Source organism: Nonomuraea sp. CA-143628 (genome assembly GCF_050942315.1).
In the GTDB taxonomy this organism is placed as follows: Bacteria; Actinomycetota; Actinomycetes; order Streptosporangiales; family Streptosporangiaceae; genus Nonomuraea.
Map to the genome: position 1 here is coordinate 4,827,168 of NZ_CP192072.1, position 15,046 is coordinate 4,842,213.

The 15,046-nt window shown below is 70.6% G+C and carries 14 protein-coding genes; 3 read left to right on the forward strand and 11 right to left on the reverse strand.

All coding sequences use genetic code 11. From position 1 onward, the window contains the following. Window positions 1-6: 6 nt before the first annotated feature. On the forward strand, window positions 7-1,809 hold the full coding sequence (locus ACQP2T_RS22070; protein ID WP_433517993.1) for a GH39 family glycosyl hydrolase: 1,803 nt from the start codon (window positions 7-9) through the stop codon (window positions 1,807-1,809). A 113-nt stretch (window positions 1,810-1,922) separates the two neighbouring features. Here ACQP2T_RS22070 and ACQP2T_RS22075 read toward each other — a convergent pair whose 3' ends face one another. The 5 genes from ACQP2T_RS22075 to ACQP2T_RS22095 form a co-directional block, all read right to left on the reverse strand. Continuing rightward, on the reverse strand, window positions 1,923-2,378 hold the full coding sequence (locus ACQP2T_RS22075) for a hypothetical protein (protein WP_433517994.1): 456 nt from the start codon (window positions 2,376-2,378) through the stop codon (window positions 1,923-1,925). A 130-nt stretch (window positions 2,379-2,508) separates the two neighbouring features. Beyond that, the gene (locus ACQP2T_RS22080; protein ID WP_433517995.1) at window positions 2,509-3,876 is read right to left on the reverse strand and encodes a glycoside hydrolase family 5 protein; all 1,368 of its coding nucleotides are present in this window, start codon (window positions 3,874-3,876) and stop codon (window positions 2,509-2,511) included. A 2-nt stretch (window positions 3,877-3,878) separates the two neighbouring features. Continuing rightward, complete coding sequence (locus tag ACQP2T_RS22085; RefSeq protein WP_433517996.1) at window positions 3,879-4,697, reverse strand: carbohydrate ABC transporter permease; 819 nt, start codon at window positions 4,695-4,697, stop codon at window positions 3,879-3,881. Further along, window positions 4,694-5,656, reverse strand: coding sequence for a carbohydrate ABC transporter permease (locus tag ACQP2T_RS22090; protein ID WP_433517997.1), 963 nt, complete (start codon window positions 5,654-5,656; stop codon window positions 4,694-4,696). The genes ACQP2T_RS22085 and ACQP2T_RS22090 overlap by 4 nt, the downstream gene beginning before the upstream one ends. Then, the gene (locus tag ACQP2T_RS22095) at window positions 5,653-6,933 is read right to left on the reverse strand and encodes an extracellular solute-binding protein (RefSeq protein WP_433517998.1); all 1,281 of its coding nucleotides are present in this window, start codon (window positions 6,931-6,933) and stop codon (window positions 5,653-5,655) included. Before ACQP2T_RS22095 ends, ACQP2T_RS22090 begins: the two co-directional genes overlap by 4 nt. Window positions 6,934-7,082: 149 nt before the next feature. On the opposite strand from ACQP2T_RS22095, the gene ACQP2T_RS22100 reads away from it, so the two are divergent. Then, on the forward strand, window positions 7,083-8,105 hold the full coding sequence (locus ACQP2T_RS22100; RefSeq protein ID WP_433517999.1) for a LacI family DNA-binding transcriptional regulator: 1,023 nt from the start codon (window positions 7,083-7,085) through the stop codon (window positions 8,103-8,105). A gap of 50 nt (window positions 8,106-8,155) precedes the next feature. Here the strand turns inward: ACQP2T_RS22100 and ACQP2T_RS22105 are convergent, their stop codons facing one another. After that, on the reverse strand, window positions 8,156-8,863 hold the full coding sequence (locus ACQP2T_RS22105; RefSeq protein ID WP_433518000.1) for a sirohydrochlorin chelatase: 708 nt from the start codon (window positions 8,861-8,863) through the stop codon (window positions 8,156-8,158). A gap of 258 nt (window positions 8,864-9,121) precedes the next feature. Here ACQP2T_RS22105 and ACQP2T_RS22110 point away from each other — a divergent pair, with 258 nt between their 5' ends. Further along, window positions 9,122-10,423: an MFS transporter gene (locus ACQP2T_RS22110; protein ID WP_433518001.1), complete on the forward strand. Its 1,302-nt coding sequence runs from the start codon at window positions 9,122-9,124 to the stop codon at window positions 10,421-10,423. Here ACQP2T_RS22110 and ACQP2T_RS22115 read toward each other — a convergent pair. From ACQP2T_RS22115 to ACQP2T_RS22135, 5 genes are read right to left on the reverse strand one after another with little or no spacing between them, the layout of a single operon-like run. Then, window positions 10,403-11,152, reverse strand: a complete 750-nt coding sequence (locus ACQP2T_RS22115) for a hypothetical protein (RefSeq protein WP_433518002.1) — start codon at window positions 11,150-11,152, stop codon at window positions 10,403-10,405. The two genes, ACQP2T_RS22110 and ACQP2T_RS22115, sit on opposite strands and share 21 nt — an antisense overlap. Beyond that, window positions 11,149-12,663 carry a hypothetical protein gene (locus ACQP2T_RS22120; protein WP_433518003.1) on the reverse strand — a complete coding sequence of 505 codons (1,515 nt, stop codon included), beginning with the start codon at window positions 12,661-12,663 and terminating at the stop codon, window positions 11,149-11,151. The genes ACQP2T_RS22115 and ACQP2T_RS22120 overlap by 4 nt, the downstream gene beginning before the upstream one ends. Continuing rightward, complete coding sequence (locus tag ACQP2T_RS22125) at window positions 12,660-13,496, reverse strand: ATP-binding cassette domain-containing protein (protein ID WP_433518004.1); 837 nt, start codon at window positions 13,494-13,496, stop codon at window positions 12,660-12,662. The genes ACQP2T_RS22120 and ACQP2T_RS22125 overlap by 4 nt, the downstream gene beginning before the upstream one ends. Continuing rightward, a complete protein-coding gene (locus ACQP2T_RS22130; RefSeq protein ID WP_433518005.1) occupies window positions 13,496-14,284 on the reverse strand; it encodes a zf-HC2 domain-containing protein in 789 nt (262 codons plus the stop codon). Before ACQP2T_RS22130 ends, ACQP2T_RS22125 begins: the two co-directional genes overlap by 1 nt. Next, on the reverse strand, window positions 14,281-14,892 hold the full coding sequence (locus tag ACQP2T_RS22135; protein ID WP_433518006.1) for an RNA polymerase sigma factor: 612 nt from the start codon (window positions 14,890-14,892) through the stop codon (window positions 14,281-14,283). The genes ACQP2T_RS22130 and ACQP2T_RS22135 overlap by 4 nt, the downstream gene beginning before the upstream one ends. Window positions 14,893-15,046: the final 154 nt, after the last annotated feature.

Here is a 15,046-nt window from a genome sequence, read left to right on the forward strand (position 1 = left end):
TCCCAGATGAGTACGGCTGATGCCGCGCACCGTGACTGGCGAGAACGCATCCACCAGGCGTCGGGCCAGGCGGTTCCGGCCGCCGAGCTGAGCCTTCCGGCGCCGGCCGGGCTGCGGGCCGCCCCCGGCGTGGGCCATGTGACGCTGACGTGGGAGCCCGTGCCGGAGGCGATCGGCTACCTGGTGCACAGGGACGGCGTCGCGGTGTCGCAGCCCGACGTGGACGTGGCCGCCGTGCCCGCCTGCCGCTATGTCGACACGGGGCACGGCGCGGCGTCGTACACGGTCGCGGCCGTCGCCTCCATGGAGACCGTCGGGCCCGTCTCGGCGGCGGTCCCGGCGGCTCCGCTGGCGGGCGGTCCGGCGGCGGTCAGCGTGCGGGTCGACGCCGCCGCCGTGGCGCGCGACCTGCCCCGGCCGTGGCGGTACATGATCGGCTCCGAGCACCTGTCGTACCTGCTGAGCAAGGACGAGACGGGCGGCCGGCCCATCGGCGCGGAGCTCACCGAGGCGCTGCGCGTCGTGCGCGAGGAGTTCGGGGTCGAGACCGTCCGCGCCCACGCCATCTTCGGCGACGACCTCGGGGTCTACAAGGAGGTCGACGGCCAGGCGGTCTACGACTTCGGCAAGGTCGACGAGGTCTACGACACGATCATGGCGCTCGGCCTGCGGCCGATCGTCGAACTCGGCTACATGCCGCGTGACCTGGCCGCCGACCCGTCCAAAACGGTGTTCGGCTATGAGGCGATCATCTCCCCGCCCAAGGACTTCGAGGCGTGGAGCGACCTGGTCAGAGCACTGGTCGAGCATCTGGTCGACAGGTACGGGATCCAGGAGCTCATCGAGAACTGGGCCTTCGAGGTGTGGAACGAGGCCAACCTCGCCGTCTTCTGGACGGGCACGCCCGAGGAGTACTTCCTGCTCTACGACGTCAGCGCCGCCGCCGTGAAGAACGTGCACCCGTCGCTGCGGGTCGGCGGGCCCGCCTCGGCGGCCAACGGCTGGGTGGAGGAACTGCTGGCGCACGTCGCCGAATCGGGCGCGGAGCTCGACTTCATCTCCACCCACACCTACGGCAACGCCCCGCTCGACTGGCGCCCGGCCCTGGCCAGGTACGGCATGCCGGACACCCCCGTCTGGTGGACCGAGTGGGGCCCCACCCCGACCCACTTCCACGGCATCGGGGACGGGCCGTTCGGGGCCACGTTCCTGCTGCACGGCATGAAGTCGGCGGCCGGCCGGCTGGCCGCAGTGTCGCACTGGGTGGCCTCGGACCACTTCGAGGAGCTGGGGCGGCCGCCACGGCTCTTCCACGGCGGCTTCGGCCTGCTGACGGTCGGCAACCTGCGCAAGCCCCGCTTCCACGCGCTCACGCTGGCCACCCGCCTGGGCGATGAGGAACTGGCGACCGTGGTCGAAGGTGACGCCGGCGGGGTCGAGGTCTGGGCGGCGCGGCACGCGGACGGGCGCGTCGGGGTGCTGGCCTGGAACGGCACGCTCAACCAGGCGCAGGCCGACGGGGCCCCGGAGCTGTCGCGCGCGGTCTCCTTGACGGTCGCGGGCCTCGACGGGGACTACACGCTCACCCACCACCGCATCGACGAGTGGCACTCCAACATCGGGGCGGTCTGGCGGGCGATGGGCGATGGCGACTGGCCCCAAGAACACCAGTGGGACAAGCTGCGCTCGGACAACACCCTGGACGAGCTGACCCCGGCGGCCCTGGTCACGGCGGAGGGCGGTGTGGTGATGGTGGACTTCAACCTGCCGATGCCGGGCGTGTCGTTCGTCGAACTGACCCCGCGCTGACGCACCTGACGCCTGCACACCTTGACGCCCGCACGCCCTGACGCCTGTACGTCTGGCGCCCGCACGTCCGGCGTGCGTACCTCTGGCCCCTGTGCCGCTGTCGTCGGACGGGGTCAGAGGTAGGGGCGGGTGACCGTGACCAGGTCGGCGGCGGCGTCGCGAGTGCCGACGTAGACGGCCGTCTCGGGGGTGCGCTCCCGCACGTCACGGTCGCGGATCGCGAACACGGCGGGCGCCGCCCCCACGTCGCCGTAGCGGGAGGTGACGGCGGCGTCGATCGCCCGGCGCGCGTCGGCCACCACGTCACGCGAGGTGTGCCCGGTCCCGGAGGCGGCCAGGTAGCCGAGCAGCGCCGCGAACCTGGGCTCACCCTCGGCCGCGGGCCGCTGCCGGGGCAGCACCGGGCGGTCGAGCCAGAACACCTTGCCCGAAAGGAACGCGGCGTAGCTCACGTCGTCATGGTCCAGCGTCCGCGCCGTCTCTGCCAGCAACTCCCCGAACTCGGCCAGGTCCGCCTGCGGCGGCAGGTCCGTGGTGACGAACAGGGGCACGATCAGCGAGTCCAGCATGTGGGTATCCCTCCGTGAGGAGCCTCATCGTAGGGTGTGCCACCGACAATCCCGCGTGACACCACAGCCGTGTCGCCGGAAGAAGACAGCGCCGGCGCCGGAACATCGCGCCCGAAGACCGCCCCGGCACTTACTCGCCCAGGTTCGCGGCCAGCAGGTCGAGCAGCGGCTGCCGCCGTACGCACCGCTCCAGCGCGAAGGAGTCGGCCAGCTCCACCACCTCGTCGTCGGACAACCCCCTGAACAGTTCGGCGTACTCGGGCAGCATCGCCTGCGCGATGAGGATGTGCCGGATCAGGTCGTCGGCCTGGTAACGCGCCCCCCACGGATAGGGAGCCCAGCCGGGCGCCTCGGTGTCGAGCAGCGTGTGCAGCGGCGCCAGGACGTCGGCCGACTCCTCCATGGTGGAGCCCCACCGGTCCGCGCCGAGCCGCCGCTTCTTGGCGATGAACGCCCCGAACCTGTCGAGGTACGGTCCCTCCGCGTGGACCAGCCCCTGCAGCCCCACGTCCTTGTACGTCCACAGCGACCAACCGGCCCCGTGCTCGTCGTAGATGTCGAGCTGGTCGCGCAGGATCCGGTAGCGCTGCTCGTCGATCTCGGGGTGACCGGTGTAGACGGGCCCGAACTCACCCACCCACAGCGGTGTCCCCGTCGCGCGCTGGAACCGGGACCGCTTCTGGAAGGTCCGCTCCAGCTCGCCCCGGTCGCACCACTCACCGCGGGTGTAGCCGGGGTACGGCCCGCCGTGCGCGAACCCGGCCAGGGCGTAGTCGTGGCAGACGAAGACCGTGTTCCCGTACACCTCGCGGAAGATCGAGAAGTCCGTGGCGTAGGTGTTGCCGTCGAGGAACAGCACGTGCCCCGGATCGGCGGCGCGCACCGCCTTGACCAGCCGGTCGTAGAACGGCCCGATCACCTTGCCGCTCGGATCGCCGGGCTCGTTGGCCGGGTTGTACCCGGCCACCCAGGGGTGCTCGCGGTAGCGGTCGGCGATGGCCTCCCACAGGTGGATGGCCCGGTCCTGGAAGTGGCGATGGTTCCAGAACGCGGCGACGTGGGTGGGATTGTCGGAGTGCCAGTGCTGGTTCTGGGCGCCGGGCAGGGCGTGCAGGCCGATGACGCTGTACACGCCGTACGAGCCGAGCAGGTCGACCACGCGGTCGAGGTGGCGGAAGCCGTGCTCGATGACCTCGAGGGGCCGCTGGTCGGACTCCAGATGGCGGTAGTTGACCGGGATACGCACGCAGTTCACCCCCAGCCCGGCCAGCAGCGCCGCGTCCTGTTCGGTGAAGAACGAGGTCAGCAGCCGCTCGAAGAACAGCTCCGCCCGATCCTCGCCCAGCACCCCTTGTACGGCCTCGCGCATCGCCGTCTCGTTGGCGGGGTAGCCGGTGATGAAGTTCTCCATGTTCAGCCAGCCTCCGAGCCCCACCCCGCGTAGCCGTACCGGAGTGGAGTCGGCGGTGACGAGCCGGCTTCCGGAAACCTGCAGCATGTTCACCCTTTCGTGGCACCAGCGGTAAGGCCACCGATCAGGTGGCGTTCGGCGATGGCGTAGAACCCGAGCGCGGGCACCATGGCCAGGACGAGGTAGGCGAGGATCCGGGCGGTGTCGGTGCTGTACTGGCCCTGGAACTGCTGGATGCCCAGCGGCAGCGTCCATCCGGACTCGTCGCTGAAGACGACCAGCGGCAGCATGAAGTTGTTCCAGCTCCCGACGATCGCCAGGACGGAGACGGTGGCCAGCGCGGGCCGGGCCATCGGCAGCAGGATGCGCCAGAAGAAGCCGAAGGCCGAGCAGCCGTCGATGGTGGCCGCCTCCTCGATCTCGCCGGGGATGCTCCTGAAGAAGCCGCGCAGGATGAGGATCGTCAGCGGCAGCCCGAAGGCGGCCTGCGTGAGGATCACGCCGAGCGGGCTGTCGAGCAGGCCGAACGTACGCAGCAGCACGAAGATCGGCAGGATCGCCACCGCGAACGGGAACATCAGCCCCATCGTGAACAGCGTGAACAGCACCTCCCTGCCCCGGAAGGCGAACCTGGCGAAGACGAAGGCGGCCAGCGCCGACAGCGCGACGACGAGCACGGTCGAGGCCAGCGCGATGAAGGTGCTGTTCCACAGCTGTCGCCAGAACGAGCCCTCGGTGAGCACGTCGGTGTAGTTGGACGGGACCCACGGGTCGGGCAGGCCGAACGGGTTGACCGAAAGCTGGGCGGTGCTCTTGAAACCGCCGAGCAGCGCGTAGATCACCGGGATGAGGATGAACGCGCCGACGATCCACGCGATCACGTGCAGGGGCAGCGTCTGGCGTCTCATCGGCGGTCTCCCATCCTGGTGGTGGCGCCCTCGAGGTCGCGGCGCATCACGAAGCGCTGGTAGGCGAGGGCGAAGACGAGGCTGAGGGCGAACATCACCACGCTGATCGCGCTGGCGTAGCCGACCTGGGACCGCTTGAACCCGAACTCCAGCATCGTGACGGCCATCGTCTCCGAGGAGTGCGAGGGCCCGCCCTGGGTGAGGATCCAGACCAGGTCGAACAGCTGGATCGTGTAGATGACCGACAGGAACACGCTGATCCTGATCGTCGGCCCCAGCAGCGGCAGCGTGACGTGCCAGAACACCCGCCACGGAGTGCCGCCGTCGATCTGGGCGGCCTCGATCAGCTCGTCGGGGATGTTCTGCCGCCCGGCCAGATAGATCATCATGTGGAAGCCGAAGTACTTCCACGTCATGACCAGGAAGAGCGACAGCATCACGGTGTCGGGGTCGGCGAGCCAGTCGGAGTTCAGCCCGACCAGGCCCAGGATCCGGTTGGCCACCCCCGCGTCCGGCGACAGGATCAGGGAGAACAGCACACCGGTGATCACTTCGGAGAGCACGTACGGCGCGAAGAACACCAGCCTGTACAGTGTCCGCCCGCGGATGCGCTGGTTGAGCAGCATGGCGATGCCCAGCGAGATGGGCAGCTGTATCACGACGGACAGGACGACGAGGACCACCAGGTGCCAGACGTCGTCCCGGAAGACCTCCGTGCCGAACAACCGGGTGAAGTTGTCCAGCCCGATGAAGTTCGTCGGCAGCCCGCCGAAGCCGTTCCACTTGAAGGCGCTGGCGTAGAAGGCGATGAGGATCGGCGCCACGACGAGCAGCAGGAACAGCACCAGCGCGGGCAGCACGAACAGCGCGATCGTCACCCAGCCGCGCCGCCGCCCCCGTGAGGGGGAGGCGGGGGCCGGGAGCGCGGGCGCCTCGGGCCCCCGGGTCAGCGTCGTCATTCGCTCTTGGCCACTTCCGTGATGGCGTCGACGACCTGCTGGGGTGTCTTGGTTCCCGCGATGAGCTGCGCGACGCTGTCGTTGACCTCCTGGCCGACCGCGGGCGGGTACGCCTGGTCGAGGAAGAGCTGGAAGCCGGTGGCGGAGGCCAGCGACTGGGCCACCACCTTCAGGTTGGCGTCCTTGACCGCGCTCTCCTCGCCCTTCAGCACGGGAAGCACCCCGCCGGACTCGACGGCCTTGGCGTGATTGCCCTTCTCGGTCATGAACTTCACGAACTCCACCGCCTCCGCGGGCGCGTCGGCGCCCACCGCGATGCCACCGCCGCCGCCGAACGCCTCGGTGATCGCGCCCTTGCCGCCGTCGACCGTGGGGAAGGGGAAGAAGCCCAGGTTGTCGCCGAGCCCCTTGCCCGACGACGCCTGGACGCTCGGCGCCCACTGGCCCATCAGCTCCATCGCGGCCTTGCCGTTGGACATGGTCGCGGCCTGGCCGTCAGGAGTGCCGTAGCCGGCCCCGAGGAAGCCCTTCTGGAACGGCTGCAGGTCGACCAGCGCCTTGAGCTGCTGTCCGGCGGCGACGAAGTCGGGCTTGGTGAAGTCGTGGTCCACCCCGGCCTGCTGCAGAGCGGGCAGCCCGCCGATGCGCATGGCCAGGTAGGCCCAGTAGTAGTGGCCGGGCCACTTCTCCTTGCCGGCCAGCGCGATCGGGGTGGTCCCCGCCGCCTTCAGCTTCTTGACGGCCTCCAGGAGCTGTGTCCACGTGGCGGGCGGCGCCGTGATGCCCGCCTTGGCGAAGAGCTGCTTGTTGTACCAGAAGCCGACCATCCCGATGTCGGTCGGCAGCGCGTACGTCTTGCCGTCGAACTGGTAGGCCGCCAGCGACGCCTTGGTGAAGCCGTCCACGACGGGAGCGACATCGGAGCTGATGTCCTTGACCAGGCCCGCGTCGATCTGTTGCTTCAGGACGCCGCCGCCCCACGTGGCGAACAGGTCGGGCGCCTTGCCCGACTGCGTGAGCGTGGTGATCTTGGCCTTGTAGGCGTCGTTCTCCAGGACGGTGAGCTTCACGGTGACGTTGGGATGCGCGGCCTCGAACTCCTTGGCCCGGGTCGCCCAGATCGTCTTCATCGGCTCGGAGGTTGACAAGTGCCACCACTCGAGCGTCACTTTCGCGGCCGAGGCCGGCTTGCCACTCTGCGCGGGCTCCGCGGTCCCGCCACCGCCGCAGCCGGCGAGGAGTAAGGCCGTGGCGACCAGTACGAGACTGCGCCTCATAGGGGTTCCCTTCTCCGCTGCTGAAAGTTTCGTAAATTCCCCCGATAATTTCGTTTCCCGGAGCATAAGTAGCCTGTCTGTAATGCGTCAATAGCCATCGTGGAGGTGATCCCGACTCAGGACCGAAAGTTTCGGTTAGACTCCGGCTCATGCCAGCGAAGAGGCGGGTGACGATCGCCCTGATAGCCGAGGAGGCCGGGGTCTCGATCCCCACGGTGTCCAAGGTCATCAACGGCCGTCCCGAAGTGGCGCCGGAGACTCGCCACCGCGTCGAACGGCTCCTGCACGAGCACGGCTACCAGCGGCGCACCAGCCAGGACGACACGCCCTCGGGCCTGGTGGACCTGGTGTTCGCCGAGATCGAGTCGCCGTGGGCGATGGAGATCGTCCGCGGCGCCGAGTCCGCGGCCCGCGACGCGGGGGCGAGCGTCGTCATGTCGGTCCTGCACACCCACGCGGGTCCCGGCAGAGACTGGCTGGACCGGCTGGCCTCGCGGCGGACCGACGGCGTGGTCGTCGTGGCCTCCAAACTCTCGACCGGGGTCCAGGCGCAGCTGAGCGCCCGTTCACTGCCGTTCGTGGTGGTCGACCCGGAGGGCGAGCCGGCGCCGGGCGTGGTCTCGGTGGGCGCCACCAACTGGCACGGTGGCCTGGCGGCCACCCGCCACCTGCTGGAGCTGGGCCACCGCAGGGTCGGCATGATCAGCGGGCCGGGCGACATGCTCTGCAGCCAGGCGCGCATCGACGGCTACCGGGCGGCGCTGGAGACCGCGGGCGTCGAGGTGGACCCCACGCTGATCCGCAGAGGCACCTTCCTGGTCGAGTCCGGCCACGACCAGGGTCATGCCCTGCTCTCCCTGCCCGACCCGCCGACGGCGATCTTCGCGGGCAGTGACCTCATGGCCTTCGGCGTCTTCGAGGCGGCCCGCCAGCGCGGCCTGCGCGTACCCGAAGATCTGAGCGTCGTCGGCTTCGACGACCTGCCCCTGTCGAAGTCGGCCTGGCCTCCGCTCACCACGGTCCGCCAGCCACTGCAGGAGATGGCCGCCCTGGCGACGCGCACGGTCCTGGCGATGAAGCGCGGGGAGGCCCCCGAGAGCCGCCGGGTGGAGCTGGCCACGGACCTCATCGTCCGCGAGAGCACGGCGGCACTGGTCAAGCACGAGGCTTGAGAGCCCAGGCCGCCGCGGTTCGTTCGTCCGTGGCGGCCTGGACAGCGTTGTCAGGTCGCGAGCTGGCTTCCGTAGGCCCGCGCGACGAGCTCGGCCACCGCGCTGTGCGCGCCGAGCGGCTCGGCGTGACCGGCGCGGACCGCCGTGGCGGCCTGCTCGACCACCTCCGCCGGCGCCTCGTGGCCGATCAGGCAGGGAGCGATGGCCAGGCGCGTGGCGCCGGCGGCCCGCAGCCGTTCGGCCGCCACCGGCACGCCCGGATCGCTGTCGAGGGAGGCGGCGACCACGGGGAGCGTGAGGCGCGAGGCGAGCAGCACCGCGGTCGCCTGGACGGCGTGCACGGCCCGCTCGCCGCCGACCGTGCCGAGGATGATGGCGTCGACGGGGCTGGAGACGTTCAGCAGCCGGACCCGGTCGGCCCTGGCCAGCCCGCGCTCGGCCAGCCTGATGTGCAGCGCCTCGGCCAGCAGCGGGTGCGGGCCGAGCGCCTCGGTCACGACCGCGTTCGACCCGGCCGCCGCGACGGCCTTGCCGATCTCGGCCAGGACGATCGGATCGTCCCAGGTCAGCAGCGGCACCACGATCGACTCGCGCCCCGAGGGGAGCGAATCGGCGAGATCGGTAACGCTGGTGAGGCGTACCTCGATCTGAGGGTTGTCGACGCGTACCACGGCCGCGATCTCCTCTGCCACGCCCGTGGTGCTGCCCGGCACCGCGAGGACGAGGACAGGGGCGTCCGGCGGCAGGGACGTGGGCACGGGACGGCGGTGTCGACCGCCGCCCGGCCGGGGGGAACGTTCACGTACAGGCAGGCTCACAGGCGCGCAGTTTATGCCTATAAAGGGACCCGTGTTCTGCGAAATGGCAGCGATTCAATCACAACGCTGGCTGTGTGACCGAGATCACATCGTGATAGCCACAAAGCTTGACTTATCTGGATAAAACGGCAGGCTCAACAGCAACTAGAAACGCGTTCTAAAGCGACAGTCACGCACCGTCCCCCTAAGGACCGGGTAATGAAGCCGTTCTATGTCCGCGAGTTGAGCGTGTACCCAGTCGGCCGCCGGCGGGTCTGGCTCCTGGCGATAGCCGTGCTGGCGAGCCTGGTGGCCAATTTCGAGACGACGATCGCCACGATCCTGCCGTTGCTGCTGGACGACCTGAAGATGTCCCTGACGGTCTACGGGCAGATCGCCGCCGTCTCGGTGCTGGTGGGAGGGTTGTCGGCCGGGTTCGGCGGCATCCTGTCCGACCGGTGGGGCCGGGTCACGATCCTCGTGCCCACGCTGACCGTCACCGCGGCCTGCAACTTCCTGCTGGCCACCGTGGACTCGGTCGGCGAGCTGTTCGCGGTGCGCTGCCTGATGCTGTTCATCGAGGGCGCGGGCATCACGATCACCGCCTCGCTCGTCCGCGACTTCTCGCCGCGCCTGGGCCGCGCCCAGGCGTTCGCGTTCTGGACCTGGGGGCCGGTCGGCGCCTCCTTCCTCGCCTCGTTCATCGCCGGCTTCACGCTGCCGATGTTCGGCAACGCCTGGCAGTCGCAGGCGATCATCATGGGCGTCGTCTCGCTGATCCTGTGCGGGGTCATCATCTGGCAGATCGCCGAGCCGTCGGCGGCCCTGCGGGCCCAGATCATGCGGCAGGAAGAGGCGGTGGCCTCCGAGGAGAAGATCGACCCGGGCAAGGTGAAGGAGTTGTTCCGGCATCCGCACCTCTGGGCCCACGTGCTCGGCAACACCGGCTGGCAGGTGCTCTACTGGACCTTCGCGATCTTCGGCCAGACGATCCTGGCCGACTCGTTCCGGATGGAGACCGCCGAGGCCAACCGCGTCGTCGCCCTGGGCATCCTGCTCAACGCGCTGGCCGTCATCGTGATCGGCCGGATCTCCGACCGGTTGGAGCTGCGCAAGCCGTTCACGGCCGTGGGCATCGTGCTGACGGTCGCGACGCTCGCCTACTTCATCAGCCTCATCGGCACGGGCGCCACGGTCGGCACGGTCACCCTGGTCTACGCGATCCTGTTCCTGGTCCTGGGCGTCGCCTACGTCCCCTGGATGGCGAACTTCTCCGAGGACGCCGAAGACGTCGACTCCCGGCTCCAGGGCGCGGCACTGGGCCTCTGGGGCATGGTGGTCCGGGTCATGATCGTGGCCCTGCTGGTGATCTCACCGATGGTGGTGAAGGCCGGCGGCGGGTGGGGATCCTGGCTGTGGGTGGCGCTGGCCGGCCAGGTGGTCTTCCTGCTCTCGATCGCCGCCTTCAAGGGCTCCTGGCGCCGCCCCCGCGCCGGCGAGTCACCGAAGGTCACGGCCTGACACCACCAGCCACAGGTACGGCACCGGCAACGCGAACAGCCAGAACCGGTGCGCCTCGTCCCAATGGCCGAACCCGCACGTCGGCGGCCACAGCCTGACCTCCGGCGGCAGCAGGATCGTGCCCAGCACCAGAACGAGCTGCACGACCACGGCGGCCATGGCGGCCTGCCGTCCGGCGGCGTACCGGACGGCGGTCGCCGCGGCCGCCAGCCCGATCCCCAGGCAGACACCGACCTCGATCAGCATGTCCCCGACGGGGAACAGGGTCTCCTCGGGCAGCCTCGACAGCACGTAGGCGAAGGCGCCCAGCCAGACGGCGACGGCGACGCCGCCGGCGAGCAGGCACCGCTGAGCTTGCCGTAACCGGTGCGGCACCGGCTCCGGACCGCCGGACATGGCGTCGACCAGCGCGAAGGCGGCGGCGGAGCCGAGGAGCGTGCCGGCGATCCGCAGCAGAATGAGCCCCATGGCGCTGCCGAGCGGCTGCCCGAAGTCGGCCAGCGTGACCAGCCCCGCGGTGAAGAGGGTGACCACCACCAGCGGGGACCAGTCGATGGCGCGGACCAGCGGCCGCAGGAGCAGGAGCGGCACAGCGAGCCGCGCCGTCTTCGGCACGATTGTCGGCGAGGTCGTCGGCGGGCTTGTCAGCGTGGTTGCCGGTGAGGTCGTCGCCGGGCTTGTCGGCGCGGTGCCAGGCGCGGGCGTGGGCGCGGTTCTTTGCGCGGTCATCGGCATGGGGTCCCTTGCGGCTTGGTGATCGGGTAGCGCTGGGGCAGTCCGAGCAGGGCGAGCGCCTGCTCGACGGTGGTGGCGGGGCGCATGAGCGTGTCCCAGTTGGTCCAGACGCGTTCCCGGGCATCGGGGGACTGAAGCAGGAGCTTGGCGTATCCGACCTCGCTGTCCCCGTAGCCGACGCCGGAGCGCATGGCCGTGCGCCCGTCCATGTTCAGGCTTTCCTGAGGGAGCACGATCGCCGAGGCTTGCCCCATCAGCCAGAGGGCGACGACCATGCGGGCCTGGCCACGCGCGTCGCACGCGGTGTTGAAGTCGCCGACGATGTCGAGCGCGACGCCCTGCGCCAGCAGCTTGCGCTGGTCGTACGCGCCCCACGCCATGGGCGCTATGGCGACGCGGTCTTCCACCGTGTACCACCAGGTCGAGGTGTACTGCTTCACCGGGGGAACGCGATCGCGCGCGCCCGGCGGCACGGCGCGGACCATGGGCGCGATCACTCCGGCCCACAGCGGGATCCACGACGCGTAGTCCGACAGAGCGCAGTAGCGCACTCCCTCACGCCGCTCGCACCGGTAGGCGCCCCGGCCGAAGTACTGCTCCCGCACGCGCGCGTCGACGTCGTCAATGGTCAGCGTCCTTCCGGTCGGGAAGAGGGCCACGGGCCGTACCGCCGCCGCGGTGGCCCCCGCAGGCACCGCGACGGCCAGCGCGACCACGGCCGCGACGAGCGCGACCGGCCGGCGCCCGTGCCGCAGCAGCGCGACCAGGCCCGCCAGCGCGGCCAGGGCCAGGACGTAGACCAGGTGGGGGCCGGTAGGCCGGTCGGGCCAGTCCATCCAGTGCGTCTGCATCACCGGCAGCCACCAGGTGCCGGGGTTGGTGTTGAAGAAGATCAGCAACCCCAGCCCGGCCACGACCACCGGCCCCGCGATCAGCCAGGGGACCCATCGGCCCACGGTCACGCCGAGGGTGGCGGCCAGCGCGCCGACGCCGAGCGCGGTCAGCGGCTCGAACACGTCCAGCCGCCCGCCGGCGGGCCCGCTCAGCGCCCGTACCAGCAGGTAGCCGCCGACGACCAGCGCCTGTCCCACCACGGCGACCACGACGGCCGCGAAGAGCACCGCCCTGGTACGCACCTCGGCCCGCCCCGGCAGACCCGCGAGAAGCTCCGGCATCCGATGCCGTCCGTCGCGCGACACGGCCAGGCTCGCCACCACGAGCAGCGCCCCCGCCAGGCAGGCGGCGATCCCGGTGGCGTGGACCGGATCGACAGTGAGGTCCGGCTGCTGGTCCCAGCTGAGGTGCAGCTGCACGGCCAGCACCAGCGCGGCCATGCCCCACACCAGCGGGTGGCTGGCCATCCTGCGCAGCTCGACCCGGAACAGCTGCCCGGTCATGTGGCGACTCCCGTCAGCGGATCGCTGTCCGGTCATCTGGCCGCTCCGGTCGGCGGATGGCTGGTCGATCGTGTCGCCGATTCGGTCAGTGGTCGGTCGCTCGGTCATGCCGCCTCCTCGATCAGCAGCAGATAGCCGTCCTCCACACCTGGATCGGTGGGTTCGGCCCCGGGCGGGCGGTCGCCGAGCGTGCGGTAGCGGCCGTCGGCGGTGCGCCAGAACAGCCGCGACTCCGTCGGCGGCCGGTCCGACAACCACACCTGCCCGGCCGCGGTGGCGGCCAGCCCGCCCGGGGTTCCGTCGAAGACGACGCGGCCGCGGGCCATGGTGACCACGCGCTCGCAGAGCGCCGCGACGTCCTCCGTCTGGTGGGTGGAAAGGAGCACTGTACGGCTCTCGCCGAGCCGGGAGACGAGCGCCCTGAACAGCATCCGCTGCTCCGGGTCCAGGCCCACGGTCGGCTCGTCCAGGATCAGCAGTTCCGGCTCGCCCAGCAAAGCCTGGGCCAGGGCCAGCCGCTGACGCATGCCGCCGGACAGTTTGCGGACCTTCGTCCTGGCCTGGTCGGTGAGGTCGACCTCGGCCAGCACCCGCCGTACCTCGCTGTGGCGGTGCCGCCTGTCGGTCAGCTCCTTGAGTATCGCCACGTAGTCGACCAGGTCGAACGCGGTGAAGTGCGGGTAGTGGCCGGGGTCCTGCGGCAGGTAGCCGAGCCTGCGCCGCAGCGCGGTGCGCTGGCTCGCCTGCGCGGGGTCCAGGCCGAACGCGTCGACGTGGCCGCCGTCGTAGGAGAGCGTGGTGGCCAGGCAGCGAAGCAGCGTGGTCTTGCCCGCGCCGTTCGGCCCGAGCAGCCCGGTCACGCCGGGCCCGACGGACAAGGTCAGCCCGTCGAGCACGTGCTTGCGGCCGTACTTCTTGGTCAGGTCACGGATATGGAGCATCAGGCGGTCACCTTGGAGTAGAGACGTAGGGACATCAGCAGGGCCGCGCAGCCGTACCCGATCTGCGCGGCGAGCCCGAAGGGGGCGAGCAGGTCACCGGTGGCGCCGCCGACGGCGGCCACCCCCAGGAGCCAGAGGCCGCCCGTCGTGAGCGCGGACACCGGCACCGGCAGCCGCGACGACAGCAGGAGGCAGCAGGACGTCATAGCGAGCGACGGCAGCAGCCACGCGGCGCTCAGCCATGCGGGGGCGGGCAGCAGTGGCGACGCCACGGCGGCCAGCACCACGGCCACGGCCAGCGTGCCGGTGGCCCTGATCAGCAGCAGGCGCGCCCCCGACAGCGGGGTCGCGGCCAGCGACTCGTGCACCGGATCCACCCGAGGCCCGTAGGCGAGGGCGATCCCGGCCAGCGGCAGTATCGGCGCGACGGCCAGGAACAGCGGCAGGAACGTGTCCGACTTCCTGGCCGCGAGCACCGCGAACGTCAGCGCCGCGACCACCGCGGCGACCCACGCCCCGTTCATCGTCGGCGTGGCGGTCAGCAGCCTGGCCACGTGCTGGGGAACGCCGCACAACCCCAGCAGCCGCTCCATCGGCGACGGGCGCGGGCTGAGCACCTCGGCCTCCAGCCGCTGCCAGGAGTCGCGCAGCCAGTCCTCCTCGTACGGCACCGCCGCCCGGCAGTCCGGGCAGCCGCCGAGGTGCGCGTCCACCGACATGGCCTGGGCGGGATCGAGCCCGCCTGACCGGTAGGCGTCCATGAGATCGTCGGTGATGTGCCAGCTCATGCGAGTTCCTCCCTGAGCCGAGCCCGCGCGCGCATCGCCCGGGTCTTGATGGTTCCTTCCGGGACGCCGAGCAGCCGGGAGGCATCCTTGACGGTCAGCCCGTCGAGAACGGTCGCCTGGATGACCGCGCGCAGCTCCGGCGAGAGGCGGTTGAGGGCGGCGCCGAGGTCCCCGTGCTCGAGGCCGAGGAGCGCGACGTCCTCGGCCGACGCGATGGCGTGCTCTTCGACGGCCCGCTCGTCGAGGGCTCGGCCGTCGACCGGCTCACCGCCGAACCGGTGCGGGCCGAACCGGTGGGAGCCGCGGCCGCGCAGGGCCGAGACGAGGCGGCGTAACGCGATCGTCCACAGCCAGCCTGCGGCGTTGCCCCCGTCGAAGCGGGCCGCCGCCTTCCACACCGCGAGGAAGGTGTCCTGCAAGGCGTCGTCGACCACGTCGGGGTCGGCGCAGCGGCGGGCCAGCCGGGTTCTGAGCCAGGGGGCGTGCCGGCGGTGGAGCAGGCGCAGCGCCGTGACGCTCTCCGCGGCGATCGCGGCGATCAACTCGGCGTCCGTGCTTTCGGAGCCGACGTCCGGGGGCTCGCGCCGGCTGAGGTGGAACCGTTTCACACCTCAGCTATCGCACATGAGCGCCCGGACGGTTCTCAACGGGCCGAGATCACCTCAACTCGCCGGAATCACTCAGCAGGCCGGAATCACTCAGCAGGCCGGAATCACTCAACGGGGCAAGATCACCTCAACGGGGCGAGATCACCCCAGCGGG